This window comes from Glycomyces luteolus (assembly GCF_027622875.1).
GTDB classification, from domain to species: Bacteria; Actinomycetota; Actinomycetes; order Mycobacteriales; family Micromonosporaceae; genus Glycomyces; species Glycomyces luteolus.
The window spans coordinates 11,765-35,902 of record NZ_JAPZVP010000026.1 but is presented as its reverse complement, the minus strand read 5'-3'; the positions used below and the strand labels follow the sequence as shown (position 1 = coordinate 35,902).

Annotated in this window: 24 protein-coding genes; 10 read left to right on the top strand and 14 right to left on the bottom strand. The window is 70.7% G+C overall.

Going from position 1 to position 24,138, the window contains the following annotated elements:
* Nucleotides 1-7: 7 nt before the first annotated feature.
* Entirely contained in the window at nucleotides 8-1,039 is a 1,032-nt protein-coding gene (locus tag O1R50_RS23685) for an endonuclease/exonuclease/phosphatase family protein (protein ID WP_270112726.1), read from the top strand.
* Nucleotides 1,040-1,138: 99 nt separating this feature from the next.
* Nucleotides 1,139-1,705 carry a dihydrofolate reductase family protein gene (locus O1R50_RS23680; RefSeq protein WP_270112725.1) on the top strand — a complete coding sequence of 189 codons (567 nt, stop codon included), beginning with the start codon at nucleotides 1,139-1,141 and terminating at the stop codon, nucleotides 1,703-1,705.
* Between the two features lie 53 nt (nucleotides 1,706-1,758).
* Here O1R50_RS23680 and O1R50_RS23675 read toward each other — a convergent pair whose 3' ends face one another.
* The 3 genes from O1R50_RS23675 to O1R50_RS23665 all read right to left on the bottom strand — a co-directional run bounded on the left by O1R50_RS23675 (nucleotide 1,759) and on the right by O1R50_RS23665 (nucleotide 4,546).
* Nucleotides 1,759-2,259: a GNAT family N-acetyltransferase gene (locus tag O1R50_RS23675; RefSeq protein WP_270112724.1), complete on the bottom strand. Its 501-nt coding sequence runs from the start codon at nucleotides 2,257-2,259 to the stop codon at nucleotides 1,759-1,761.
* A 126-nt stretch (nucleotides 2,260-2,385) separates the two neighbouring features.
* Entirely contained in the window at nucleotides 2,386-3,366 is a 981-nt protein-coding gene (locus O1R50_RS23670) for a S66 peptidase family protein (protein WP_270112723.1), read from the bottom strand.
* A gap of 85 nt (nucleotides 3,367-3,451) precedes the next feature.
* Nucleotides 3,452-4,546 (bottom strand): hypothetical protein, encoded by a 1,095-nt coding sequence (locus O1R50_RS23665; RefSeq protein ID WP_270112722.1) that lies wholly within the window; start codon nucleotides 4,544-4,546, stop codon nucleotides 3,452-3,454.
* A 96-nt stretch (nucleotides 4,547-4,642) separates the two neighbouring features.
* Here O1R50_RS23665 and O1R50_RS23660 point away from each other — a divergent pair, with 96 nt between their 5' ends.
* From O1R50_RS23660 to O1R50_RS23635, 6 genes are all read left to right on the top strand, one after another.
* A complete protein-coding gene (locus O1R50_RS23660) occupies nucleotides 4,643-5,236 on the top strand; it encodes a histidine phosphatase family protein (protein ID WP_270112721.1) in 594 nt (197 codons plus the stop codon).
* Between the two features lie 339 nt (nucleotides 5,237-5,575).
* Complete coding sequence (locus O1R50_RS23655) at nucleotides 5,576-7,858, top strand: glycoside hydrolase domain-containing protein (protein ID WP_270112720.1); 2,283 nt, start codon at nucleotides 5,576-5,578, stop codon at nucleotides 7,856-7,858.
* Entirely contained in the window at nucleotides 7,855-9,192 is a 1,338-nt protein-coding gene (locus O1R50_RS23650) for a glycosyltransferase (RefSeq protein ID WP_270112719.1), read from the top strand. Before O1R50_RS23655 ends, O1R50_RS23650 begins: the two co-directional genes overlap by 4 nt.
* Nucleotides 9,193-9,352: 160 nt before the next feature.
* Nucleotides 9,353-9,595: a hypothetical protein gene (locus tag O1R50_RS23645; RefSeq protein WP_270112718.1), complete on the top strand. Its 243-nt coding sequence runs from the start codon at nucleotides 9,353-9,355 to the stop codon at nucleotides 9,593-9,595.
* Between the two features lie 203 nt (nucleotides 9,596-9,798).
* A complete protein-coding gene (locus O1R50_RS23640) occupies nucleotides 9,799-10,341 on the top strand; it encodes a SigE family RNA polymerase sigma factor (RefSeq protein ID WP_270112717.1) in 543 nt (180 codons plus the stop codon).
* On the top strand, nucleotides 10,338-11,141 hold the full coding sequence (locus O1R50_RS23635) for a hypothetical protein (RefSeq protein ID WP_270112716.1): 804 nt from the start codon (nucleotides 10,338-10,340) through the stop codon (nucleotides 11,139-11,141). The genes O1R50_RS23640 and O1R50_RS23635 overlap by 4 nt, the downstream gene beginning before the upstream one ends.
* A 352-nt stretch (nucleotides 11,142-11,493) precedes the next feature.
* Here the strand turns inward: O1R50_RS23635 and O1R50_RS23630 are convergent, their stop codons facing one another.
* Entirely contained in the window at nucleotides 11,494-12,222 is a 729-nt protein-coding gene (locus O1R50_RS23630) for a PIG-L deacetylase family protein (protein ID WP_270112715.1), read from the bottom strand.
* A gap of 21 nt (nucleotides 12,223-12,243) precedes the next feature.
* Nucleotides 12,244-12,714, bottom strand: a complete 471-nt coding sequence (locus O1R50_RS23625; RefSeq protein WP_270112714.1) for a rhodanese-like domain-containing protein — start codon at nucleotides 12,712-12,714, stop codon at nucleotides 12,244-12,246.
* 198 nt (nucleotides 12,715-12,912) lie between these two features.
* Here O1R50_RS23625 and O1R50_RS23620 point away from each other — a divergent pair, with 198 nt between their 5' ends.
* Nucleotides 12,913-13,749: an aldo/keto reductase gene (locus tag O1R50_RS23620; protein WP_270112713.1), complete on the top strand. Its 837-nt coding sequence runs from the start codon at nucleotides 12,913-12,915 to the stop codon at nucleotides 13,747-13,749.
* A gap of 36 nt (nucleotides 13,750-13,785) precedes the next feature.
* On the opposite strand, the gene O1R50_RS23615 is transcribed toward O1R50_RS23620, so the two are convergent.
* From O1R50_RS23615 to O1R50_RS23605, 3 genes are all read right to left on the bottom strand, one after another.
* Nucleotides 13,786-13,998, bottom strand: a complete 213-nt coding sequence (locus O1R50_RS23615; RefSeq protein ID WP_270112712.1) for a helix-turn-helix domain-containing protein — start codon at nucleotides 13,996-13,998, stop codon at nucleotides 13,786-13,788.
* Nucleotides 13,998-14,492, bottom strand: a complete 495-nt coding sequence (locus tag O1R50_RS23610; RefSeq protein WP_270112711.1) for a DUF2975 domain-containing protein — start codon at nucleotides 14,490-14,492, stop codon at nucleotides 13,998-14,000. Before O1R50_RS23610 ends, O1R50_RS23615 begins: the two co-directional genes overlap by 1 nt.
* Nucleotides 14,493-14,560: 68 nt before the next feature.
* Nucleotides 14,561-15,457 carry a sigma-70 family RNA polymerase sigma factor gene (locus O1R50_RS23605; RefSeq protein WP_270112710.1) on the bottom strand — a complete coding sequence of 299 codons (897 nt, stop codon included), beginning with the start codon at nucleotides 15,455-15,457 and terminating at the stop codon, nucleotides 14,561-14,563.
* A 179-nt stretch (nucleotides 15,458-15,636) separates the two neighbouring features.
* Here O1R50_RS23605 and O1R50_RS23600 point away from each other — a divergent pair, with 179 nt between their 5' ends.
* A complete protein-coding gene (locus O1R50_RS23600; protein WP_270112709.1) occupies nucleotides 15,637-16,107 on the top strand; it encodes a carboxymuconolactone decarboxylase family protein in 471 nt (156 codons plus the stop codon).
* A gap of 81 nt (nucleotides 16,108-16,188) precedes the next feature.
* Here the strand turns inward: O1R50_RS23600 and O1R50_RS23595 are convergent, their stop codons facing one another.
* The 6 genes from O1R50_RS23595 to O1R50_RS23570 all read right to left on the bottom strand — a co-directional run bounded on the left by O1R50_RS23595 (nucleotide 16,189) and on the right by O1R50_RS23570 (nucleotide 24,133).
* Nucleotides 16,189-17,439, bottom strand: coding sequence for an arginine deiminase (locus O1R50_RS23595; RefSeq protein WP_270112708.1), 1,251 nt, complete (start codon nucleotides 17,437-17,439; stop codon nucleotides 16,189-16,191).
* Nucleotides 17,440-17,453: 14 nt separating this feature from the next.
* Entirely contained in the window at nucleotides 17,454-18,890 is a 1,437-nt protein-coding gene (locus O1R50_RS23590; protein ID WP_270112707.1) for a basic amino acid/polyamine antiporter, read from the bottom strand.
* Nucleotides 18,891-19,069: 179 nt separating this feature from the next.
* A complete protein-coding gene (locus tag O1R50_RS23585) occupies nucleotides 19,070-20,572 on the bottom strand; it encodes an ABC transporter ATP-binding protein (protein ID WP_270112706.1) in 1,503 nt (500 codons plus the stop codon).
* Nucleotides 20,569-21,429 carry an ABC transporter permease subunit gene (locus tag O1R50_RS23580; RefSeq protein ID WP_270112705.1) on the bottom strand — a complete coding sequence of 287 codons (861 nt, stop codon included), beginning with the start codon at nucleotides 21,427-21,429 and terminating at the stop codon, nucleotides 20,569-20,571. Before O1R50_RS23580 ends, O1R50_RS23585 begins: the two co-directional genes overlap by 4 nt.
* A 212-nt stretch (nucleotides 21,430-21,641) precedes the next feature.
* Nucleotides 21,642-22,583, bottom strand: coding sequence for an ABC transporter permease (locus O1R50_RS23575; protein WP_270112704.1), 942 nt, complete (start codon nucleotides 22,581-22,583; stop codon nucleotides 21,642-21,644).
* Entirely contained in the window at nucleotides 22,583-24,133 is a 1,551-nt protein-coding gene (locus tag O1R50_RS23570; RefSeq protein WP_270112703.1) for an ABC transporter substrate-binding protein, read from the bottom strand. The genes O1R50_RS23575 and O1R50_RS23570 overlap by 1 nt, the downstream gene beginning before the upstream one ends.
* Nucleotides 24,134-24,138 lie beyond the last annotated feature (5 nt).

The window sequence follows — 24,138 nt, the reverse complement described above, 5'->3', positions numbered from 1 at the left end:
CCGGCGCATGAGTGATGCCACCGTGTTGTTGCATGCCGCTGAGCGCGAGGACGGCTCCGCGAAGCGGCGCCCGTGGTACCGGTGGCGGTGGCTTCGGGTGCTGTCGTGGGTCGGGACAGCCGGGGCGCTCGCGTACGGGGCGGTTCGGCTCTTCGGGTTGGAGAGCGGGTTCCTGCTGGTCACGACCGTGGCGTTCGTTCCTTATTTCGTGGTCGCGGCGTTGGTCGGGGCGGGGATGCAGGCGGTCATCCGGCACTGGCTCGCCGCGGCGGTCACCGCGGCCGTAGCGGTCGGGCTGGCGATCGTGCTGGTGCCCCGTGTCGTCGCCGACGACCAGCCGAGCGCCGGCGGGGCGGAGCTGACGGTCATGTCCGTCAACCTGTACGTGGGCAACGTGGATTTCGACGCCGTCATGGCGCTCATCGAGGAGCACCAGCCCGACCTGCTCAGCGTCCAGGAGCTCACCCCCGGCTCGCCCGACGCGTTCACCGAGCGGGGCCTGGACGAGCTCATGCCCTACTCGATCCTCGAACCTGAGGACCTCGCGGTCGGGACCGGGCTGTACTCGCGGTACCCCCTGGAGCGGATCGAGACCGTCGGGCGCGACGCCATCTTCTACCAGATCGCCGCCGAGGTCGACATGCCCGAGGGGACCGACTTCCGCTTCATGGCGGCCCACCCGGCCGCGCCCGCTTCGGCGGAGCGGATCCCCTTGTGGGAAGAGGACTTCGAGCAGCTCCCGCGCCCGGACGGCGGACTGCCGTGGGTGCTCGCCGGGGACTTCAACGCCACGCTCGACCACGAGAACATGCGCGAGCTGCTCGACTCCGGGTACACGGATGCCGCCGAAGCGACGGGTGAAGGCCTCGACGCCACCTGGCAGCCCGCCGGCGGCTACCTGGGCGGGCTCGTCAAGATCCCGGCCGTCACGCTCGATCACGTCATCGCCCAGGAGGGCATCGAAGTCCTCGACTGGGAGGTCCTCGACAAGGACGGCAGCGACCACGCCCCGGTGGTGGCCCGGCTGCGGCTTCCCTGATTTTCGGGAACGACTTTCGGGCTTGCGATGAATCCCGGCGTGCCGCCTCGTCATAGTGAGTGGAAGCAACCAGCGTTCACTACCGAAAGGGGCGGCACCATGCGCCAGCTCATCGTCACCGCGTTCATCTCCCTCGACGGCGTCATGGAGGCCCCCGGCGGGGAGCCCGGCTACCGCAACTCCGGCTGGACCTTCAAGGACATCGAGTTCGTGCCCGAGGCCTACGAGTTGAAGTCCCGCGAGCAGGAAGAGGCCGGCGCGCTGCTGCTCGGCCGGAAGTCGTACGAGGCCTTCGCGCCCGTGTGGCCGACGATGACGGAGGAGTTCGCCGGGTACAACGCCATGCCCCGGTACGTGGTGTCCACGACCCTGAAGGAGCAGGACGAACGCTGGCCCGCCACGATCCTCCGCTCGCTCGACGAGGTCGCCGCGCTGAAGGAGACCGAAGGCGGCCCCATCTCGGTGCACGGCAGCGCCGCCCTCGGGCAGAGCCTCGCCGACGCCGGGCTCGTGGACCGCTACCACCTGCTGGTCTTCCCGAAGCTCCTTGGTGCGGGCAAGCGCCTGTTCAGCGAGGCCGACAAGGACGCGACACTGCTGGACCTGGTGGAGCACGAGGTGTACAGGAACGGCATCCAGAAGCAGGTCTTCAACGTCGTCAAGTAAGCACGGAATGCCGTGGGCCGGAAGCGATTCCGGCCCATAACGCTGCCCCGGGGTCAGTCGGCGATGTGATGGTCCTTGGGGAGCGTCAAACGCGCGCACGGGAGCGCCGCGCCGCTGATCTCCTCGGTCCTGCGCTCGCCGTCGGGGACGAAGCCGTAGCGCGTGTAGAAGCGGCGGCTGACCTCGTTGCCCTCGAGCTCCCACACCCGGACCGGCAGGAGCCCCTGCTCGGCGAGCCAGCGTTCGCCCTCGCGCATGAGGGCGCGGCCGGTGCCGCGGCTCCAGTGGTCGGGGTGGACGTAGAGCATGCGCACGTCGCCGGGGACGCCGGGTCCGGCGTCCTCCTCGTCGGCTTCGGTCCTGTCCCAGGTGAAGACGCCGAAGCCGATGACGTACGGGCCCTTCTCGGCCACGAGTCTGAGTTCGAGGCGGGGCGGCTCGGCGAGGTGGCGCACGTAGCGTTCGGAGGCCTCTTCGGGGAGCCCTGCGAGCACTTCGGCGTCGACCAGGCCGGCGTAGGCCGCGCGCCATGCGGCGGTGCGGATTTGAACCATCTCATCGGCGTCTGCGGGGGTTGCCGTTCGGATCCTCATGTCTACCAACCGTGCCCGAAGGTCCACAAGAAAGCAACCATTGACGCGCGGTGAATTGCCGGAGCAACCCGTCTGTGCAAGAAACGTCTAGACGACGGGCGATTCCAGGAGTCGCAGCGTCCGGGCGGTGGCATCGACCTCGGCCAGGGTGCCTATGGGCATCGGCAGGTTCGGACCGGTGTGTCCGAAGTCGACACCCGCAAGGATCGGGAAGCGGTAGTCGCCCAAGACGTCGAGCACGATGTCCTTGACCGAGAGCGGTCCGAACGGGGAGTCCGTGGGGAGGTCGACGTCGAGGGGGATGCCGACGACCATGGCGCCGATCCGGTCGAAGACGCCCTGCATCCGCAGGAGGTGCAGCTGGTTCCAGACGTGGCCGAGGTTGCGGCCGACGTCCTCCCAGAAGTAGAGCGCACCGTCCCAGGTCTCGGGGGCGAGCGCGTACGGCGAGGCCTGGACGTTGATGAGGCGGTCGAGGAGGCCGCCGACGAGTCGGCCGGTGGCCCGGCCGGGTTTCCATGTCTCCCAGGCGTTGTCGGCCGGGAGGCTCACCTCCTCGAGTTTGCCGGTGAGGAGGTCGCGGTAGAGGGACCGCAGCTCGTCGCGCCGCTGCGGGGTCGCGTCCTGCCACGTGCCGCCGATCCCGGGTCCCGCGATGTCGGCGTGGAAGCCGATCAGGCCGGTCTGGGAGTGGAGGGCGAGGTGCAGGGCGGTGATGTCGCTGTAGCCGAGCAGCGGCTTGGGGTCGCGGCGGACCGCCTCGTAGTCGATGCGGTCGAGGTAGGCGGTGGTGGCGTTGCCACCGGTGAATGAGATGATCGCGCGCACTTCGGGGTCGTTGAGGAGCGCATTGAGCTCGGCGGCCTGCACTTGGGGCGGCGCGGCCCGCCAGTAGTGGTGGTCGCCGGATTCGACGAGTGTGGAGCGGCGGACGCGGAAGCCCATGGCCTCGAGTTCGGCGGCGCCCGATTCGAGCTGGTCGCGGCGTTCGGGGAGCGCGGGCCCGGAGAGGCCCGCGATCGCGATCGTGTCGCCGGGCTGGAGTCGCTTGGGGCGCAAGGGTTCCATCTGGTCTGCCTCCATCGGGACGAGAGCGGGGCCGCCCCACAGCCTACGGCTGGGGCGGCCCCGGTGCAATGCCTGAGTGCAAGCGTTATCGCTGGGACAGGGCGGGTTCCCGAACCGCCGGTGCGAGCTCGGCCGGGATCGCCTTGCGCGCCTTGCGGACCGTCAGCGCGATCCCCGCACCCGCGACGAGGATCGAGGCCGCGAATCCGGCCAGGGTCGCCGCGTCGGGGGCGATGAAGGACTGGCCGCGCACCGCCTGGACCACCGTGGTAGCGAAGATCCCCAGGTAGCCGAGCGAGAACCAGCGGATGAGGGCGGCGCGGACGCGCTCGTCGCGAGCCCAGCCGCGGCTGACCGCGACAAAGCCGAGCAGCATCGCGAGGCCGATGAGCACCTGGATGCCGTGCAGGCCGATGAAGTGCGGGACGCGCATGTCGCCGCCGGTGGTGGACCAGCCGGTGAGGAACATGCCGTTGCCGTCGAGGTCGCCGACGCCGTGCCCGGCGTTGAGCGGGACCTCGTTCCCGTTGGCGTCCACCGCGGTGCGCTTGCCCTGGCCTCCCACGGTGACGATGAAGAACGCCGCGAACATGCCGAGGCTCGACAGGAGCAGGCCCCAGCGGACGACCGCGGTGACGGCCTTGTCGCCGATGCGCTGGAACAGGACGATCACGGCGATGACCAGGTTGGCCAGGAACATGACCGGCACGAACTGGAACGCGAGCTGCACGACCTGGTTGAACGGGTCCTCGGAGGCGTTGAAGTGGCTGTAGGTGCCCGCGGCGGCCGCCGCGACGATCACGCCGACCTCGGCCGCGCTGATCACGGCGAAGAGCGTGCCGAAGACCCAGCCGGTGCGGCGCAGCTTCGTCATGTGGGAGAGGAGCCAGGCGAGGCTCAGGCAGTAGGTGAAGAAGGAGAAGCCGAACTTGAAGGCCTTGAGCCAGACGCTCTCTCCCTGGATCGTGCGGTCGTCGAACGGGATAGCGAGCAGGGAGGCGAGGGCGACGACGCCGCAGGCGATGCCGAGGACGAGGAGCGGCCGGTGCCAGCGGCGACCGCCCGTCGTGAGGGCGAGGCCGGAGGCGGCGGCCTTCTCGGTGACGCGGCCTATCGCGCTGCGACTGGCGGCGTGGCGGGCGGCGGGGCTGACCTGCGCGGCCTCGGGGGTGTGGTCCATGGATACGACGTTATTGGCATTCGCGTTGCGGCACATTGACGTTGGCCGCCGAATAAAAGGTGGGGACAGCCTTACCCCCGCCGCTATGCTGCGGCGATGGGAATCGTGTACGTCGTGCAGCACGGCGAGAAGGAGCGGCTGCCGGGCGATCCGGGCCTGACCGCACGGGGCCGGGAGCAGGCGGCGCTGGCGGCCGAATGGCTGCGGGACAAGGGCTTGCGGGCGGTGTACGCGAGTCCGCTGCTGCGGGCGCGGCAGACCGCCGAGGCGCTCGCGGCGGTCGCGGGCCTGCCGGTGCTGATCGACGCGCGGGTGACGGAGCGGATGAACTGGGACGGAAGCGTGCCAGCGGAGCGGTTCTTCGAGGACTGGACGCGGGCGAGCGCGGACCGGGACTTCGTTCCGGCCGTGGGGGATTCGTCGCGGGCGGCGGGGGCGCGGTTCCGGGAGTTCCTGAAGGAGCACGGCCTGGAGGAGTGCGGGACGGACGGGCCGATCGCGGTCGCCTGCCACGGCGGGGTGACCGTGGACCTGCTGCGGACCCTCGTGGGGGACGAGAAGGTACCGGAGACGCTGCTCGTGGATGGTGTGCCTTCGGGCGCCATCACGGTGTTCGACGGCCTGCGGCCGGTGTCGATCGCCGAGACGGGCCACCTCGCGGGACTGGAGACGGGGCACCGGCCGGGATAATCGCTGGTAAGGGGTGGTGAGCGGCAGCTTGTGGCCCGGGCCGTTACGGACCATCCCTATCCCCCACCCACCCAAGAGGGGACCGAAGTCTTGGGACGATCGTGGCAGAGGGGTACGACAGGAATCGGCCTTAGACCGAGCCGCGGGCCCGAAAAGTCACCCGAGAGGCGGAACCGGAGCGAGGGTGCCTCGCGAAAGCGGGCGGCTGGGACGAACCGGTATTCCCGAGGTTCACGAGGCGTCCGCTCCGATCATGTTTCGCATTGCGCAGCAGTGAATCGTAGACGAAGTGCGCGCTAACGCTTGCGCGTTCACCCAGCTGTAACGAGGATGTGACGCATGACCTCTAATCTCAGTCGCATCTTGGACTCAGTGGACCCCTTCATCGGCACCGAACCGGCCGATCTGCCCGCGGCGCAGGGGCTGGCCGCCACTTGGTGGTGGCCGAAGGCGCAAGTCGGGAACACCCACCCCGGCGCCTGCCACCCGCTCGGCATGGTCTCGGCCTGCGCGTGCTCCGGCGCCTACCCCACCGGCTACGGCCGCTACGGCATGTCCACCGAAGGCGCCCCCGCGCCCCTCTACGACGACTACCTCGCCAGCGGCTTCACCCACTTCCAGCAGTCCGGGACCGGCGCGATCCGCAAGTACTACAACTACTTCCGCGCCACCCCCATGATCGAGCCGCTCGACGCCCTCGGCACCCGCTGGAAGCTCCGCGACGAGGTCGCCGAGCCCGGCTACTACGCCGCGACCCTCGAGAACGGCATCCGCTGCGAGCTCACCGTCGGCGAGAAGACCGCCGTCCACCGCTACACGTTCCCCGAGGCGTCCTCGGCCCGCGTCGTGCTCGACTTCTCCTACGGCGGCCTCGCGATCGAGCACGGCACCACCGTCCCGCTCCGCGCCGGCCTCGAGAGCCTCGGCCAGGGCTGCGCGCAGGGCACGGTCGTCATGGAGGGCATACCGCTCTCGGTGTACATCGACTCGGACACGCCGAAAGCCTGGCGCCAGCTCGTCTGGTACGACCGCCGCCGCGTCGACGGCGGCACCCGCCTCGACTTCGACTACATCCGCCGCACCACGCTGCGGCCGTTCGGCCTCATGTTCATGGGCCCGGCCCGAGCGGGCCAGACCGTCGAGATCCGCATGGGCTTCTCCATGCGCGGCACCGACCAGGCCCGCGCCAACCTCGAGGCGAACCTGCCCGGCGGCTTCGAGAACGGGTTCGAACGCGTGCGCGCCCAGACCCGCGACGCCTGGGCCGGCTACGCCTCCCAGGTCGAGGTCGACGGCGGCACCCCCGAGCGGCGCACCGTGTTCGCCACGAGCTTCTACCACTCCCTCATCAAGCCGTGCTTCGCCGAGGACGAGAGCCCGTTCTGGCCTTCCAAGGGCCACTTCGTGTTCGACATCGCGACCATGTGGGACATGTACAAGACCCAGTTCCCGCTGCTCACCGCCCTCGACCCCGTCAAGGGCGGGGCGATGCTCGAATCGCTCGTGCGCATCGCCGAGGAGGAGGGCAACCTCCCCATCGGCTACCGCATGTCCCGCGGCTCCGACCGGTTCTTCCGGCAGGCCTCGGCCCTCGCCCACACCGTGCTCGCCGACGGCTACCAGCTCGGCCTCGAAGGCCTGGAATGGGACTGGGCGCTCGTCCACATGCAGGACGACCTGCGCCGCGGCTACGGCGAGGACTTCGCCGAGCGCGGCATCGTGCACCCCATCAGCCACACCCTCGACCTCGCGACCGGCTACTGGTGCACGGCGATCATCGCCCGCGGCCTCGGCGACCATCGGCTCGCCGACGAACTCGAGGCGAAGTCCCGCTCCTGGATGAACGCGTTCGGCGGCGACGGCCTCCTGCGCGACTCGAGCTTCTACGAGGGCGGGCGCTGGAACTACTCGTTCCGGCTCCTCCACGACATGGCCGCCCGCATCAAGCTCGCGGGCGGCGACAAGGCATTCACCGCGATCCTCGACCGCTTCTTCGGGTACGGGGCCGGGCCGGTCACGCAGCTCGGCACCCCTCCCTTCGGCCCCGAGTTCGCGATCGGCCAGGACCTCAACCGCTTCGAGGGCCTCAACAACGAACCGGACATGGAGGCCCCCTGGGCCTACCACTACGCGGGACGGCCCGACCGCACCGCCGAGGTCGTCCACGCCGCCCTCGCCTACCAGTTCGGGACCGGCCGCGGCGGCCTGCCCGGCAACGACGACTCCGGTGCGCTGTCCTCCTGGTACGTCTGGGCCTCCCTGGGGCTCTTCCCGGTCGCGGGCCAGAACCTGTTCCTGGTCAACGCCCCCGCGTTCGGCGGAGCCAGCCTCCGCTTCGGCGGCAACGACTTCGAAATCGTGACCACCGGCCACATCGAGTCCGGCATCGGCGAGGACGCCGCCGGGTACACAGCGCAGTACGTCCAGTCGGCCCGCTTCAACGGCAGACCACTGGACCACGGGTTCCTCACCGGCAACCAGCTGCACGGCGGCGGGCGGCTGGAGATCGAGCTCGGACCCGAACCTTCCGACTGGGCGACGAAGATGCGCCCGCCGTCCGCCTCCGACCGGCCCGACTCCGCTCGGGGCGCCGGGGCCCGACTCCAGGAGTTCCTACCGTGACCCAGCAGCCCCGCCGCCAGCAGCAGCACCCGACCGACCAGGCGGCCCAGCGGCGCCTTGTCATCGTGGTCCGCGCCGACCCGGTCATCTGCGGCCACGCCACCGAGGCGCGCGGCCTCGCCGAAGTCGCCCTCACCCGCGGCTTCGACGACGTGCGCATCGTGACCTGGCCGATCGAGGCGCTGCAGGCGGCGGGGCTGCCGCTCAAACCGCTCGACGAGCTCCTGCCGTATTCGGCGGGCATCACCGTCGAGCGGCCCGGACCCGTGGGCGACTACCGCGTCCCCACCGGCCGCCACCTCCTCGGACTCGCCGGGCGGCTCTTCGAGCTGTTCACCGACGGCGTGCCCACGGTGTGCATGTCGATGTACCTGACCCCGCACGCGAACGCGGTCGCCGAGGCCCTGCGCTCGGTGCGCGCGTCGGGCCTGGACGCGGACGTCACGACCATCGCCGAGGCCGTCGGCTCGGACATCACGAACGTGGTCCGCTCGTGCATCGCGGAGGGCGCGATCGGCGCGGCCGCATCGCTGTTCACCGCATACCTGTCGCATGACAGGTGCGTGGCCGTCTCCGCGTACACGCGGGAGCTGATCCTCGAATCGGCCGCTCAGGTCGACCTCGCGTGCGGCACCAGGTTCGCCGACGAGGTGGCCGACCGCGTCGAGGTCTCCTACCCTGCCGTGGACGCCGGCGCGTACCTCGACCTCGATCCGTCCGCAGTGGACAACGCACTGGCGGCGCGGGGACTGAGCCGCGACGGCTACGTCCTCTTCCTCTCCCGCGTCGCCGCCGCGAAGGGCGCGGACGACCTCATCGCCGCCTACCGCGCGTCGGCCGCTTCGAGCACCCACCGCCTCGTGATCGCCGGGAACGGCCCCGCGCACGCCGAGACCAGGGCCCTCGCCGGGGACGACCCGCGCATCCTCTTCCTCACCGATGTCAGCGACGACGAGAAGCCGCTCCTCATGAACGGCTGCGCCGCATACGCACTGCCGTCGAAGCCGCGCCCCGAGTTCGTCGAGACCTTCGGCATCGCCCTCGTCGAGAAGATGCTCGCGGGCGGCGGCCCGGTCATCACCACCCGCACCGGCGGCATCCCCGAAGCCGTGGGCGACACGGCGATCGAGGTCCCGCACGCCGACCCGGCGGCCCTCGCGGCCGCGCTCGACCGCGCGCTCGCGATGAGCCCGGCCGAGCGGGAGGCCGCGGCCGAACGGGCCCGCGCGTACGCGATGCGGTTCGACCGCACCGCGGTCTTCGACAACCTCTTCGCCGGGCTCCTCGACGAGCCGGCCGGGCGCCCGGTCGACGCGCACGTCACCATCAGCTGAGGCTCTTTCCATTCCCTGACCTGTGGTTCCATCGCCGCGCCGAAGTTTCTCAAAAACTCTTCGGATTCGGGGCAACCTTCGCGGTGCCCGCGGCAACTAGATGACGGTGCGGCAACCCGGCTCCGTCGCACCCACCAACCACAATCAGGGAAAGGACGTCATGTCCTCACCGAATAGCAAGAAGCGCAGGACGCGTGCGGCGATCGCGGCAGCGGTCGCCGCCGTGCCCGGTCCCACCGGCATCGGCCTCCAGTACGGCCTCGGCGCCGCAGCGGCGTCCGCCGCCACCCCATCGACCGGCGCGTCCCAGGCGACCAAGGCGCGCACAGGCGGCGAACTCCCGCCGGTCACCTTCCGGACCACTGGGTCCACCGCCATAAGCGCGTGCATGACCTGCCTGTAACGACGACAGGTATTCGAAGGGGACTCTCCTGCCATGGACGGTCAAGGGCGCGGGCACCGGGGGTGCTCGCGCCCGCCCTGTTTCGGGGCGGCGCTTCCGGCTGCGCCGCACAAGACTGCGCCGCACAAGAAAGTGAGGGTGTGTTGGTTCGGCTGCTAGACTCTCCGCCTCCCCGAATTCGACCCGCGACCGGAGGCCCCCCGTTGGACGTCCCCGCCCAGCTGGAAGAGGACGCGTTCCGCGCCTTCTTCGAGCGGCATCACGCCGAGCTGGCGCGCTTCGCGTGGCTGCTCATCGGCGAGAGCGGGACGGCCGAGGACATCGCGGCGGACGCGATGCTCGCGGTATGGCGGCAATGGGACCAGGCCAGGCGTGCCAGGTCCCAGATCGCGTACGCGCGCGGCATCGTCGCCAACCTCGCCAAGGCCCGCATTCGCGCCGCCGTGCGCGAACGCCGACGGAACACCCTGTTCTGGCAGCGCCCGGGCGAGACCCACGACGGCCCGGACTCGGCCGCGGTGGTGGACGTGCGCGCGGCTCTGGAACGACTGCCGCTGCGACGGCGCGCCTGCGTCATCCTGCGGCACTCGCTGGAACTGTCCGAACGCGAGACCGCCGACGCGCTCGGCATCTCGATCGGCACGGTCAAGAGCCAGACCTCGAAGGGCCTGGCCGAACTGCGGCGCATCCTCGGACCCCAGGAGGGATCGGCCTGGGCGACGATTCGGAAGGAGGAGCAACGGTGAACGACGACATCAACGACCGGCTCCGGGTGACCGCGGAGGAGTACGAACCGGACCGCGACCGCATGTGGTCGCGCGTGTCCGAGGGCATGCGCGAGCCGCGGGTGCGGGCCGAGCCGGTGCGCACCGGCTGGCGGATCCCGCAGCTGGGGCTGGCGACCGGTGCGGCGCTGGCGCTCATCGGCGCGATCGTGTTCTTCGGGCAGTTCCTGGGCTTCGGCCCGGTGATCGGCCCGACCCCCGAACCTCCCGCGGCCGGTCCCGGTACCCGGTCTGCCGAGGCGACGGACCCCGCGAGCAGCGGCGGCGACGATGCCACGACGGGCGGGGAGGAGGAGACGAGCGCGGACGACGGCGAGAGCGAGGGCTCCGAGGAGGAGACGACCGAGGGCGAATCGAGCCCGGAGGTCATAGACGCGCCCGAATGGCTGTGGACTGACGGCTCGATCGACCCGAACAGCAACGACTACTGGACGCAGTCGACCCTCACGCTCAAGAACCAGGAGGCGCTCACCGGGCTGAGTGTGGAGCTGCGGGTGGCCGAGGGCGCGGGCGTGGAGTACACGGACGCGTGGACGAGCGGCGACAGCTGGTTCACGGAGGCGACGGTGACCAAGGAGGACGGTTTCCTGGTCTACCGCTGGACTCTGCAGGAGGGCAAGGTCCTCCCGGCCGGCGAGTACCAGCTCGCGGGCCAGTACAACCACGGCGCGGGCGCGCGCAGCGCGGACGAGGACCGGTACACCTTCGACGCTGAGACGGAATCGGGCGGGACCGGCTCGGTGGAAGGCGACTTCGCATGATCTGCCCGGACAGGCCGCGGAACGCCGCACCGACCGATCGCGCTCCGATCGCCGCCGCTGCCGGTCGAACTCCGACCGGCGGCGCCTCCGCCCGGCCGCTCCGGCCCCGGCCGGACTGATTGACTCCGCCGCGCCTGACCACCGCGGCGACCCCAGAGCGAGAGCGGGGACCGAGCCATCGGCTCGGTCCCCGCTCCGGGATATGAAGCGGGTGCGATCCCGTAATATCAGTATAAATCCCCCCTAAGGGACCCCTGGCGCAAAAGTACTCCCTGGGTACGACAGGAAACGCCCAAACGACCGATCCCCACCATCATTGCCGCCGAAAATCCCGGACCCGCCGAGGCGGATGTCAGAAATTGATCAGCTCGAACGTGGTCGCGTACCGCGTTCCGAAGCGCTCGCCGGCGCCGGCCGCGAAGTTGGTGAGGAAGCCGCGCACGTACGTCTCCGGGTCCTCGTCGGTGAGCGCCGAAATGTAGGCGCGGTGCTCGAGCAGCGAGGCGATGCCGGCCTCCATCGTGTCGGTCACGTCGACCGCGTGCGTCGACTCCGGCGAAGCGGCCAGCGCGACCCACCGCACCCCGCCCCAGGGTTCGAGGCCCTCATCGGCGAGTTCGGGGAAGATCCACCGGTTGCCCGCGTCGTTCGCGGCGTCGAGCACGGATTCGGCGACGGCGCGGTGGTCGGCGCTGTTCCAGTGGCCGGGCATGAAGTGGTCGCGCCGGTTCAGGGTGATCACGAGTTCGGGCCGGTGGCGGCGGATCGCGGCGGCGAGGTCGCGGCGAAGGGCGATGCCGGATTCGATGACGCCGTCGCGGTGGTCGAGGAATTCGACGGAGGAGACGCCGACGACGGCGGCCGAGGCGCGCTGCTCGGCGTCGCGCACGGGGGCGCATTCCTCGGGCGGCATGGTGTCGATGCCGGCTTCGCCGCGGCTGACCATGAGGTAGGCGACGTCGCGGCCGCCGCCGGTCCAGCGGGCGACGGCCGCGGCGGCGCCGTATTCCATGTCGTCGGGGTGGGCCACGATGGCCAGTGCCTTGGTCCAGTCCTCTGGCATGGCAAGGAGTTCGCTCATGGGTCGATTATGTCCCGCGGTTCAGCAGGCGCAGGAGACGCCGCCGACGGGGACCGTGAGCGGGTCGGGCTTGCCGCGTTCGACGCCGGCGTCGGTGGCGACCGGGAGTCCTTCGCGGATCCAGTACTCCATGCCGCCGATCATCTCTTTGACCTGGTAGCCGAGTTTCGCGAACTCGACGGCGGCGCGGTAGGCGCCGTTGCAGCCCGGGCCCCAGCAGTAGACGACGACGGGCGCGGCGGGGTCGGCGAGTTCGGCGGCGCGGGCGGCGATCTCGTCGGTGGGGAGGTGGACGGCGCCGGGGACGCGGCCCTGGTCCCAGGCGGCCTTGCCGCGGGAGTCGATGAGGGTGAAGCCGGGCTCGCCGTCGTTCAAGGCGGAGTAGACGTCGGAGACGTCGGTGCGGAAGGCGAGTTGGCCGGTGAAGTAGGCGAGGGCGTCGGCGGGCGCGGCCGGGGGTACGCGCAGGACGGCGTTCGATTTCGTTTCCATGCCGCGAATCTATGTGCCGGTACAAAGATATGAGCGCTTGACACAAATTCGGCCAGGATGTGGGAACGGCGACCGGGCCGGGTGTTTCGCCCGGTTTCGCGGGTACTCGGGCGGCGGTAGGTTTGACCGCGGCGCCCCTCACCGCCTTGCATACAGCGCCGCCCCCCGGCGGCGCCTCCGAAAAGAGAGGCTTCCTCCATGGCACCCACAGCACCCACCGTCGAACTCGCCCACGGCGCGGCCATGCCGCTGCTGGGCCTGGGCACGTGGCCGATGGACGACGCCGAGGCCGAGCGCGTGGTCGCCGAGGCGATCGGACTCGGCTACCGGCTGGTCGACACGGCCGAGAACTACCGGAACGAACGCGGTGTCGGCTCAGGGATCAAGGCTTCCGGCGCGGCCCGCGAGGACCTGTTCGTCACCACGAAGTTCAACAAGGAGTGGCACGGCGTCGATCTGGCCGCCGAGGCCTGCGAGCGGGGCCTCGACCGCCTCGGGCTCGACTATGTCGACCTGCTGCTCATCCACTGGCCGAATCCGCAGCACGGGCGGTACGTCGAGGCCTGGGAGGGCCTGGTGCGGCTGCTGGAGTCGGGGCGGGTGAAGGCGATCGGCACGTCGAACTTCAAACCGGCGCACCTGGACCGGGTCATCGAGGCCACCGGCGTGATTCCGGATGTGAACCAGATCCAGTTGAGCCCCTTGACGACTCGGCTCGAGGCGCGCGCCTACCACAAGGAGCGGGGGATCGTGACCCAGTCGTGGTCGCCGATCGGCGGCCAGGGCGGCGAGGTGCGGAACGAGCCGAAGGTGCTGCAGCTGGCCGAGAAGTACGGGAAGACGCCGGTGCAGGTGATCCTGCGCTGGCACCTGGACTCGGGGCTCACGGCGGTCGCGAAGTCGAGCGACCCGGAGCGCCTGACGCAGAACCTGGACGTGTTCGACTTCGAGCTGGAGCCGGACGACGTGATGTCGCTGTCCGCTCTGGACCAGGGCGAGGCCGCCGCGGCGGACTCGGACGCGTTCGGGCACTAGCGCCAAGGGCGGCATCGGGATCCGGTGCCGCCTTCCTCATTTCGCGTCGGGCACCCAGCGCAGGATCTCGCCCGGCTGGCAGTCGAGGGTGCGGCAGATGGCGTCGAGGGTCGTGAAGCGCACGGCTTTGGCCCGGCCGTTCTTGAGCACGGCGATGTTCGCGGGCGAGATGCCGACGGCCTCCGCGAACTCGCCGACCGACATGCCGCGCTTGGCGAGCAGCACATCGATTTCCACGACGATCGCCATCAGATCACCTCGGACATCTCGGCTTTGAGCTCAGTGGCCCTGCGCAGCAGTCGGCGCAGGACGAGCATGAGGATCCCGAACCCGATCCCCGCACCGAGCAGCAGGAAGGCGATCCGGAATTCGTCGGCGCCGATGCTGTTTCGAATCGTCGGGCCCGTGGTCAGCAGGTGCCCGCTGGCCGCGGCCGCCAGGAACGTCGCGACCGCGGTCGCGGCGATGATGGCGTCGACCCAGCGGCATGCCCGCCCTGTGAGCAGTTCGCCGCGCCGGACCATGCCCAGCAGCACCCATGCCGAGGCGAGGACGACCTCGACGCAGGCGAGCCCGATGATCGCCCCCGGGACGTAGACGGCGATCCATTCCACGCCGTCGCCCCGGTTCCATCGGAGGTCGCCGCCCAGGAAGCCGGGGAGGGCCACCACTTGGACGTAGAGCACGGCCAGGAAGGCGGCGACGAGGCCGATGCGCGCGAGGAGTGTGAAGAAGGAGTTCATCTCTCGATTATCGATCGGTAGCTATCGAAAGTCAATAGATGACGATCGACAATCGAGAGATGATCCCGTCAGCTGTCGAGCAGGGTGAGTTCCATGGCGCGCACGCGGTCCGGGTCGGTGACGCCCTCCATCGCGATGATCCTGTCGCCTGCCACGGTGAACACGAGCACGCGGGTCGGGAGGTCGGGCAGCGAGGAGACGACGCCGATCTTGCCGTCCGCGAGCACGAGCTGCGCCGCGGTCGCCATGGCCGCGAAGGTCATTGCGCCGCCGGCGATCTGGGCCGCGCCGCGGATGATCTGGCCGACCTCGGCCGCGTCCGTGCGCAGCGTGATCTCGGGGTCGAGCACCGACACGAGCGACTCGAAGTCGCCGTCGCGCGCGGCCGCGAGGAAGGCCTCGACAACCGTGCGCTGCTTCGAGACCTCCTGGCGCTGCGGCACATCGGTCCCTCGCACCCGCGCCCGGGCGCGGCTGGCGAGCTTGCGGGCCGCCGCGGGCGTGCGGTCGACGATCTGGGCGATGTCGTCGAAGGGCACGCCGAACATGTCGTGGAGGACGAACGCGAGCCGCTCGGCCGGTTCGAGCGTCTCCAGGACCACCAGCAGCGCAAGACTCACCGAGTCCGCGATGACGGCGGCCGATTCGGGGTCGGCCGCGACGTCCGCCGGGCCCGGCAGCGCCGTCGGCTCCACTGCGACCGTGCCGTCGAACGACGTGGGCATCGGCTGCTCGGCGCGGGACTTGCGGCGCCGCAGCTGGTCGAGGCAGACGCGTCCCACCACCGTGGTCAGCCATCCGCTGAGGTTGTCGATGCGCGCGGTGTCACTGGCGGCCAAGCGGAACCAGGCCTCCTGCACCGCGTCCTCGGCCTCGCCCGAGGAGCCGAGCATCCGGAACGCCACGGCCTCCAGTCGGGGCCGGTCGGTCTCGAATCGCTCCGCCAGCCACTGGTCGTCGTTCATGATCGCGCCTCCTTCGACGGGGTTGTCGACCTTATGACGTGTCCGCGGTCGGAAACGTGACCGTCCCGCCGCCCGCCACGCCTGGCAAGTGATCCAAGACACGTTCGACTCCTGGGCGGTCACATCGCCGCGCCGCGATCCGTCAAGCCGGCATAGGAGCAACCCTGAAGGAGCACACCATGGAAGCCCGCATCGACTACTACGGCAACCCCATCACCGCGAAGTTCGCCAAGTACATCAACTCGGCCGGCAAGTCCCTCGCCGACGCCTCGCTCCCCGAGGGCCTCCACAACCTGATCCTGATCCGCGCCAGCCAGATCAACGGCTGCGGCGTCTGCCTCGACATGCACACCAAGGACGCCGCGCACGAAGGCGAGACCGCCGTCCGCCTCGCCATGGTCGCCGCCTGGCGCGAGGCCACCGTCTTCACCGAGGCCGAGAAGGCCGCCCTCGCGCTCACCGAGGCTGGCACGCGCCTCGCCGACGGCGAAGGCGTCCGCGACGACATCTGGGACAACGCCCGCAAGCACTTCGACGACGACCAGCTCGTCACCATCATCTCGGTCATCGCGCTCATCAACGCCTACAACCGGATGAACGCCATCGCGCAGATCCCCGCGGGCTCCTACCAGCCCGGCCAGTGGGGCTAGCGCACCCGCGCACCTGGACACCGCTGGAAACACCCCGACAGGGCGCGGCCGAACGGCCACGCCCTGTCGCGTTCCCGCCGTTCAGAAGTCGACCGGGTCGCGGATGATCGGGCAGGTCATGCAGTGCCCGCCGCCGCGCCCGCGCCCCAGTTCGGCGCCGACGATCGGGATGACCTCGATCCCGGCGTCGCGCAGCAGCGTGTTCGTCTGCGTGTTGCGGTCGTACGTCATGACCACGCCCGGCTCCAGCGCCACCGCGTTGTTCCCCGAATCCCACTGCTGCCGTTCGGAGGCGTACACGTCGCCCCCCGTGGCGATGACACGCAGGCTCCGCAGCCCCAGCGCCTCCGCCACCACCTCGGTGAACGCCGCCGAACCATGGTCCTCCAATTCCAGACCCGGAGCTCTGTCGCCGGGCCGCAAGGAGAACGTGTGCACCGCGTCCATGATCTTCGGATACAGCGTCACCAGGTCGCGGTCGGCGAACGTGAACACCGTGTCCAGGTGCATGGCCGCGCGCAGCTTCGGCATGCCCGCCACGACCACCCGCTCGGCCGCGCCCCGGTCGAAGAGCGCCTTCGCGACCTGCGTGATCGCCTGGCGCGACGTGCGCTCGCTCATCCCCATGAGCACGACGCCGTTCCCCACCGGCATGATGTCGCCGCCCTCGAACGTCGCCTGGCCCCACGACTCGTCCGGGTCGCCCCACCACACCGTCGACCCCTTGAACTCGGGATGGAACGTGTACACCGCCTTCATCAGCAGCGTCTCGTCATGGCGCGCAGGCCAGTACAGCGGATTGAGCGTCAGCCCGCCGTAGAGCCAGCACGTGGTGTCCCTGGTGTACAACGTGTTCGGCAGCGGCGGCATCAAGTACTCGCGCGCCCCCGTCGACTCCCGCGCCAGCTCCACATACCCCGGCCGCAGATCATTCGGCAAGTCGTGTGTGGACAGACCGCCGATGAGGTGCTCGGCGAGCTCGGCCGGGCCCAGCGACTCCAGGAACTCACGGGTCGGCTCCAGAAGCCCCAGCCCGACCTCGTTCGCGGTGATCTTGCGATCGAGCAGCCACCCGCGGGCCTCCTTGTCGGCCATGGTCTGCGACAGGAGCTCGTGCAGCTCAACGACCTCGATACCCCTGTCGCGCATGTTCTCGACGAACTCGGCGTGGTCGCGCTGGGCGTTCTCGACCCACATGACGTCGTCGAACAGCAGGCCCTCCGCGTTCGTCGGCGTCAGGCGGCGGTGCGCCAGGCCCGGCGCGCACACCAGGACCTTGCGGAGCCTCCCGACCTCGGAATGGACGCCGTAGGACTGGACTCGCTCGGACATGGCGGTACTCCCCCTCAGATCGTGATCCATCCCGCGGCCAGGGCGACGACGCCGAGGACGGCGCCGGCGACCGAGACCGCCAGCAGGGCGGCCTCACCGGGGCTGAACAGGCGGCGGCCCTGCTCGCGGCGGGCCATGACGAACAGGATCGTCGCGGGGGCGTAGACGAGGAACGAGACGAGCACGAACTTCAAGCCCGCGGCGAACAGCAGGAACAGGGTGTACGCGGAGGCCAGGAGCGCCACGGTCAACTCGGTCGAGGTGCCGCGCTCCACCCCGCCGCGCCCGGAGGCGACCTTGGCCGCGAACAGGGCCGCCAGCAGGAACGGGATGAGCGTGAGAGCGCTGGTGAGGTCGAGCGCGAAGTTGAACGCGTCGTCCGAGAAGTAGGTGATGACCAGGACGATCTGGCTGAGCACGGTGGTGAGGACCAGCGCCGGGACGGGCACGTCGGCTTTCGTGGCGCGGCTGAGGAACCGCGGCATGTCCTTGTCCTGGGCGGCGACGAACAGGACCTCGGCTGCCATGAGCGTCCACGCCAGGTACGCGCCGAGGACCGAGACGATCAATCCGATGGACACGAACACCATGCCCCAGGTGCCGACGGCCGCTTCGAGGACGCCCGCCATCGACGGCTGGCGCAGCTCGGCGATCTCGTCCATCGGCATGATCCCGTACGACACGACCGTGACCGACGCGAAGACCGCGAACACGGAGAGGAAGCCGGTGATCGTGGCCCGCCCGACGTCCTCGCGGCGCTTCGCGTGCCGCGAGTACACGCTGGCGCCCTCCACGCCGAGGAACACGAACACCGTGACGAGCATCGTGCCTCTGACCTGGCTGAACAGTGAACCGGCGTAGTCGGCGCCGCCGAAGTTCTCGGCGAACACGCCGGGGTCGAAGAAGAACAGCGCGAGGATCACGAACACGCCGATGGGGATGAGCTTCGCGACGGTGACGATCCGGTTGATCGCCGCGGCCTCCTTCACGCCCTGCTTGATGAGCAGGAAGAACCCCCACAGGCCGGCGGAGGAGAGCACGATCGCGAGCACCGTGTCGCCTTCGCCGAGCGCGGGCACGAGCGCGCCGGCGGTCGACATGATGAGCACCCAGTACGTGACGTTGCCGACGCAGGCGCTGGCCCAGTAGCCGAACGCGGAGAAGAAGCCGGGGTATTCGCCGAATCCGGCTTTCGCGTAGGCGTAGACGCCGGCGTCGAGGTCGGGGCGGCGGACGGCGAGGTTCTGGAACACGAAGGCGAGCATGAGCATGCCCGACCCGGCGACGGCCCAGGAGATGAGGGCGCCCGCGACTCCGGTCTGCTGCGCGAAGCGGGCGGGGAGGGAGAACACGCCGGCGCCGACCATGGAGCCGACGACCATCGAGGTGAGCGTCCAGAAGGCGAGCTTGGCGGCACGGGGGGCTTCGACCGTGTTCGCGGTTTGGGCCATGGGAGTCCTCACAGGTCGATCGCCCGTGCGGGCACTGGAGCCCTGAATATATCGCCGCAGCGGCGGCCGGGACCCGGATTCGGGGAACGTCCGGGCGTCGGCGGTCCCGCCCGCCGACGCCCGGACGCCGCTCCTCGGGCGTCGCCCGGCGGCCCGCTCCGGCTCCCGAGCTGGCGCGCTCAGCTCTCCTCGACGGCGCGGCCGTCCTTGATGCGGAGCACTCGGTCGGCGAGGCGTTCGGCGACGAACGGCTCGTGGGTGATGAGGAGGATCGTCATGCCGTCCTTGCCTTTCAGGGCCGCGAGGAGGTCGAGGACGCCGTTCCTGGTGAGTACGTCGAGCCCGGAGGTGATCTCGTCGCAGATGAGGACGTCCGGCCCGGCCGCGAGGGCGCGCGCGAGTGCGGCCCGCTGGAGCTGGCCGCCGGAGAGTTCGCCGCGGCGGCGGTTCGCGGTCTCGGCCGGGAGTCCGACCTCGTTCAGGACGCGTTCGGCCTCGAGACGGGCCTGGTCGGGAGGCAGGCCGCGCAGGCGGACGGCGCTGCGCGCCACCGAGGCGGCGATGCTCCGGTGCTCGTCGAAGGAGGCGCGGGCGTCCTGGAAGACGTACTGGACGCGGGCGCGTTCGGCGCGGGAGCGGCGGCGGCCGCGCACCGGCAGCGGTTCGCCGTCGAGGCTGAGTTCCCCGGCGGTGGCCTGCTGGAGCCCGGCGATCGTGCGGGCGAGGGTGGTCTTGCCCGAGCCGGAGGCGCCGAGTACGGCGAGGCATTCGCCTTGTCGCGCTGCGAAGTCGACGCCGTCGAGGATGCGGGTGCGGCGGCCGACCGCGACCGTGAGGCCTCGGCCGGCGATGCGGATCGGGGCCTCCGCACCCCCGGCCGGGGCGGGCTCGGCGGTTCGCGCGGCGAGCAGACGGCGCGTGTAGTCGTGCGCGGGTTCGGTGAGGACGCGTGCGGCGGGGCCGCGCTCGACGACGCGGCCGGCGTGGAGGACGAGCATGTCGTCGGCGACGGCTTCGACGAGGTCGAGGTCGTGGCTGAGGAGGACGACGGCCATGCCGTTCGCGGCGGCGAGGCGGAGCTCGGCGGCGATCCTGTCGCGGTTGCCGAGGTCCTGGCCGGTGGTGGGTTCGTCGGCGACGAGGAGCCGCGCCTCGGACAGGAACGCTTGGGCGAGTACGAGCCGCTGCTGCTGGCCGCCGGAGAGCTGGTGCGGGAAGCGGCGCAGGTAGGCCGGGTCGTCGAGGCCGACGCGGCGCATCGCGTCGGCGATGCGGTCGGCCGTCGCTTCGCGCGCGAGGGCGCTTCCGGCGGCACTGCGGCACTGGCGCACCCGGTCCGGGGACGCGCGCGTCTGCTTGCGGGCGTTCGCGATGTCGGCGAGGACGCCGCCGATGCGGCGGACCGGGTTGAGCACGGCCGCCGGGTGCTGGGGGAGATAGGCGGCGGGCACTTCGCTTGGGGCGCAGTGCAACACTGCAATGCCTGCGACTTCGACGGTGCCGGTCGCGGTGACGCCGGGCTTCACCGCGCCGAGGAGGGCGGAGCCGATCGTGGTCTTGCCCGAGCCGGAGGCGCCGACGATGGCGAGGACGCGCCCGGCGTCGAGGGTGAAGTCGACGCCGTCGACGAGGGTCTTCCCGGCGGCTTCGGCGCGCAGCCCGGTCACGTTGATGACGCTCATGCGGCGGCCTTTCGGGCGAGGAGCCGGTCGAACAGCAGGTTGAGGCCCACGGAGAGCGCGACGAGGAGGGCCGCGGGGAGCACGACGCCCCAGGGGGAGAGGAAGATCCCGCCGCGGTTGACGTCGACCATGACGGCCCAGTCGCTCGCTTCGGGGCCCGCGCCGACGCCGAGGAAGCTCGCGGCGGCGACGAGGTAGAACGCGCCGACGAGGCGCACGCCGGCGTCGGCCGCGACGGTGGGGAGGATCGACCGGGCGATGTAGCCGATCGAGGTGCGCCACCAGCTTTCGCCTTGCAGCCACATTGCTTCGACGGCGGGGCGGTGGGCGGTCTCGAGGGCGGCGGCGCGCACGATCCGGGCGATGTCGGGGAGGTTCACGAGCGCCACGATGAGGACGAGCATCCAGGCCGTGGGCGGGGCGATCGACGCGAGCAGCAGCATGAGGAGGAGGGAGGGGAGCGCGAGGAGGAGGTCGAAGGGCCGCATGAGCATCTCGTCGAGCCAGCGGCGGCGGGTCGCGGCGGCGACGAGGCCGATCGGGAGGCCGACGAGGAAGGCGAGGGCGGTCGCGGCAGCGGCGGTGACGACGATGCCCCAGCCGCCGTCGAGCACGCCGTCGAGGACGCTCGTGCCGAGGTAGTCGGTGCCGGGCCAGGGCGCGGCCGGGTCGAAGGGCTGGGTGCGGTCGCCGTCGGCGACGGGCAGGAACGGCCCGGCGAGGGCGATGCCGAGTGGCAGGGCGAGGAGCGCGGCGAGCGCGAAGCGCTCCTGGAGGGCGAGCGCGATGCGCTCTCGGAGGGATCTGCGGCGACCCGGGGGTCGGGTGTGTCGGGATTCGACCGCCCCCGATGGCAAGGGGGCCAGGAGGGTGCGACGGTTCCGGGGGCTCGGTGCCCCCGCGGTCGGGTGTGTCGCTGCGCGAGCGCCCCCGGTTGCAAGGGTGCCAGTGGGGTGCGACAGGTCGTCCGGGTCGAGGCGGCGAGGACCGCTTTCGGGCCGTTCCGGCTCGGGCGATCGGGGACTGACCAGGCCGCTCGCCGTCGTGTTCGGTTCAGGCGGTTCGGGGCTCATCGGGCAACCTCGAGTCTCGGGGCGAGCCGAAAGGCGACCAGGTCGGCGGCCAGGTTCACGAGCACGGTGGTAGCGCCGAAGACGACCGCGATGCCTTGCACCACGGGCAGGTCGCGCGCGTTCACCGCATCGACCAGGGCGGTGCCGAGGCCCGGGATCACGAAGACGCTTTCGACGACGATCACCCCGCCGAGCAGCCAGTCGGCCGTCCGGGCGATCTGCGCGGTCGCCGGGGTGATCGCGTTCGGCAGGGCGTGCGCGAACACGACCCGCCGCTCCGAGACCCCGGCCCGCCGCACATGCGCGACGTACTCCGAGTCGAGCGCCTCGATCATCCCGGCGCGCACCAGCCGCGCGATCGAGCAGATCGGCCGCGCCAGCAGGACCAGCAAGGGCAGCACCAGGACAGCGGGCTCCGCCAGCAGTGACGGCACTCCGACCGCCGTGGGCGGCAGCCACGCGAGGCCGATCGCGAAGACGCTCACCAGCAGCACCGCCAGCGCGAACTCCGGCACCGAGTACAGGCCGACGGTGAACGTGGTGATGAGCCGGTCGGGCCAGCGCCCGCGTCGCCGGGCGGCGGCGATGCCGAGGCCGATGGCCAAGGGCAGCACCAGGATCAGCGTCAGTCCGGCGAGGATGAGCGTCGGTTCGAGGGCGGTGGCGAGCAGGTGGGCGACCGGCCGCCCGGAGACGAGCGAGGCCCCGAAGTCGCCGGTGGCGATCGCGGCGAGCCAGTCGCCGAGCCGCGCGAGGGCCGGTTCGTCGAGGTGCATCTGCTCGCGGATGCGCGCGATGTTCGCGGGGTCGGGCTGGTCCCCGGCGAGGGCGACGGCCGCGTCGCCGGGGAGCAGTTCGACCAGCGCGAACGCGAGGACCGCGACGGCGAGGACTTGGACCGCGCCGAGCCCGATCCGCTTGGCCGCGTAGGGGAGCACTAGTCCATCCAGACCTTGTCGAAGCGCGCCCAGTCGAGGGTGTTCGCCGGGGCCTGTTCGACGCCGTGGACGCCGGGGAGGGTGCCGATGATCCAGTCGGCGAAGCCCCAGACGAGGTAGCCGCCTTCGTCGTGGAGGCGCTGCTGGATCTGCTGGTAGAGCACTTCGCGGTCGGCGTCATCCGCTGTGGATTGGAGTTGGAGGTACAGCTCGTCGAAGTCGGCCTGGTGCCATTGGGTGAGGTTGGTGGGGGAGTCGGTGAGGAGCCGCTGGGAGATGTGAGAGGCGATGGGCATCGCGCCGGAGCGGTAGGAGGCGATCTGTCCTTCGGTGAGCACGTCGGCCCAGTAGGTGTCGGCGTTGCGTTCGTTGATCTCGACTTCGATCCCGGCTTCGCGCACCTGCTCGGCGAAGATCTGGGCGGCCTCGGTGAAGCCGGAGCCGACGTCGGCGGTGTCGAGGGTGATGCTCTGGACGCCCGCGGCGGCGAGGAGGGTCTTGGCGGTCTCGAGGTCGCGTTCGCGCTGGGGGATGTCGGCGGCGTAGTGCTCGAAGCCGAGGCCGAACAGGTCGTTGCCGATCTGGCCGCGCCCGGAGAGGACGGACTCGACGAGTTCGTCGCGGTCGCAGAGGAGGAACATCGCTTGGCGCACTTGGGGGTCGTCGAAGGGGGCGCGGTCGGTCTTCATGGCGAAGCCGAGCATGTTGGAGCCCGGGGAGGAGACGAGGGCGACGGCGTCGTTGGCTTCGTTGGCGCGGGCGGTGGTCGCCGAGAGGTCGTGCGCGTATTCGACCTGTCCGCCGAGGAGGGCGTTGATGCGTGCGGACTCCTCGTCGGCGACGACGATCTGGAGGCGGTCGAGTCTGGGTGCGCCGTCCCAGTAGTCGTCGAAGCGTTCGGCGGTGAACTCGCTGCCGGGGGTGAAGGACGCGAACTTGAACGGGCCGGAGCCGACGGGGGCTTCGAAATCATCGGTCCCTTCGGGGACGATGTAGGCGCCGAAGGCGGCGAGGGAGTTCGGGAATTCGGCGAGGGGGTGTTTCAGGACGAACTCGACGGTCAGGTCGTCGACGGCCCTGCTGGCTTCCAGGTCGATCGGGGCGAGGTCCTGCTTGGCGCGGAAGGTCTCCTCGGGGTCGGCGATGCGCCGGTAGCTGTAGAGCACGTCGGCGGCGCGGACGGGGCTGCCGTCGTGGAAGACCGCTTTGCGGAGTTTCACGGTCCAGACGGTGAGGTCGGCGTCGGGCGTCCAGGATTCGGCGAGGCGCGGCACGGCCGCCATGTCGGAGCCGAGGTCGGCGAGCTTGTCGTACACGGCCTTGGCGCGGGCGGCGTCGGCGAAGAGGTTGACGCGGTGCGGGTCGATGGTCTCGTCGGCTCCGCCTCCGGCGAAGGCCGCGCGCAGCGTGCCGCCGGTCTTCGGTTCGGTTTCGCGGTCGGCGTCGGAGCCGCACGCGGTGAGCACGGCGGCCGAGGTGCCGAGGGTGAGGCTCGCGGCGCTGAGGACGACGCGGCGGCTGAGGTGCGGGTTGGCCGATGGGTGGCTCATGAGGG

Coding starts and splice junctions, on each gene's coding strand:
- O1R50_RS23685 (WP_270112726.1), top strand. CDS start 8: ATGAGTGATGCCACCGTGTTGTTGCATGCCGCTGAGCGCGAGGACGGC.
- O1R50_RS23680 (WP_270112725.1), top strand. CDS start 1,139: ATGCGCCAGCTCATCGTCACCGCGTTCATCTCCCTCGACGGCGTCATG.
- O1R50_RS23675 (WP_270112724.1), bottom strand. CDS start 2,259: ATGGTTCAAATCCGCACCGCCGCATGGCGCGCGGCCTACGCCGGCCTG.
- O1R50_RS23670 (WP_270112723.1), bottom strand. CDS start 3,366: ATGGAACCCTTGCGCCCCAAGCGACTCCAGCCCGGCGACACGATCGCG.
- O1R50_RS23665 (WP_270112722.1), bottom strand. CDS start 4,546: ATGGACCACACCCCCGAGGCCGCGCAGGTCAGCCCCGCCGCCCGCCAC.
- O1R50_RS23660 (WP_270112721.1), top strand. CDS start 4,643: ATGGGAATCGTGTACGTCGTGCAGCACGGCGAGAAGGAGCGGCTGCCG.
- O1R50_RS23655 (WP_270112720.1), top strand. CDS start 5,576: ATGACCTCTAATCTCAGTCGCATCTTGGACTCAGTGGACCCCTTCATC.
- O1R50_RS23645 (WP_270112718.1), top strand. CDS start 9,353: ATGTCCTCACCGAATAGCAAGAAGCGCAGGACGCGTGCGGCGATCGCG.
- O1R50_RS23630 (WP_270112715.1), bottom strand. CDS start 12,222: ATGAGCGAACTCCTTGCCATGCCAGAGGACTGGACCAAGGCACTGGCC.
- O1R50_RS23625 (WP_270112714.1), bottom strand. CDS start 12,714: ATGGAAACGAAATCGAACGCCGTCCTGCGCGTACCCCCGGCCGCGCCC.
- O1R50_RS23620 (WP_270112713.1), top strand. CDS start 12,913: ATGGCACCCACAGCACCCACCGTCGAACTCGCCCACGGCGCGGCCATG.
- O1R50_RS23615 (WP_270112712.1), bottom strand. CDS start 13,998: ATGGCGATCGTCGTGGAAATCGATGTGCTGCTCGCCAAGCGCGGCATG.
- O1R50_RS23610 (WP_270112711.1), bottom strand. CDS start 14,492: ATGAACTCCTTCTTCACACTCCTCGCGCGCATCGGCCTCGTCGCCGCC.
- O1R50_RS23605 (WP_270112710.1), bottom strand. CDS start 15,457: ATGAACGACGACCAGTGGCTGGCGGAGCGATTCGAGACCGACCGGCCC.
- O1R50_RS23600 (WP_270112709.1), top strand. CDS start 15,637: ATGGAAGCCCGCATCGACTACTACGGCAACCCCATCACCGCGAAGTTC.
- O1R50_RS23595 (WP_270112708.1), bottom strand. CDS start 17,439: ATGTCCGAGCGAGTCCAGTCCTACGGCGTCCATTCCGAGGTCGGGAGG.
- O1R50_RS23590 (WP_270112707.1), bottom strand. CDS start 18,890: ATGGCCCAAACCGCGAACACGGTCGAAGCCCCCCGTGCCGCCAAGCTC.
- O1R50_RS23585 (WP_270112706.1), bottom strand. CDS start 20,572: ATGAGCGTCATCAACGTGACCGGGCTGCGCGCCGAAGCCGCCGGGAAG.
- O1R50_RS23570 (WP_270112703.1), bottom strand. CDS start 24,133: ATGAGCCACCCATCGGCCAACCCGCACCTCAGCCGCCGCGTCGTCCTC.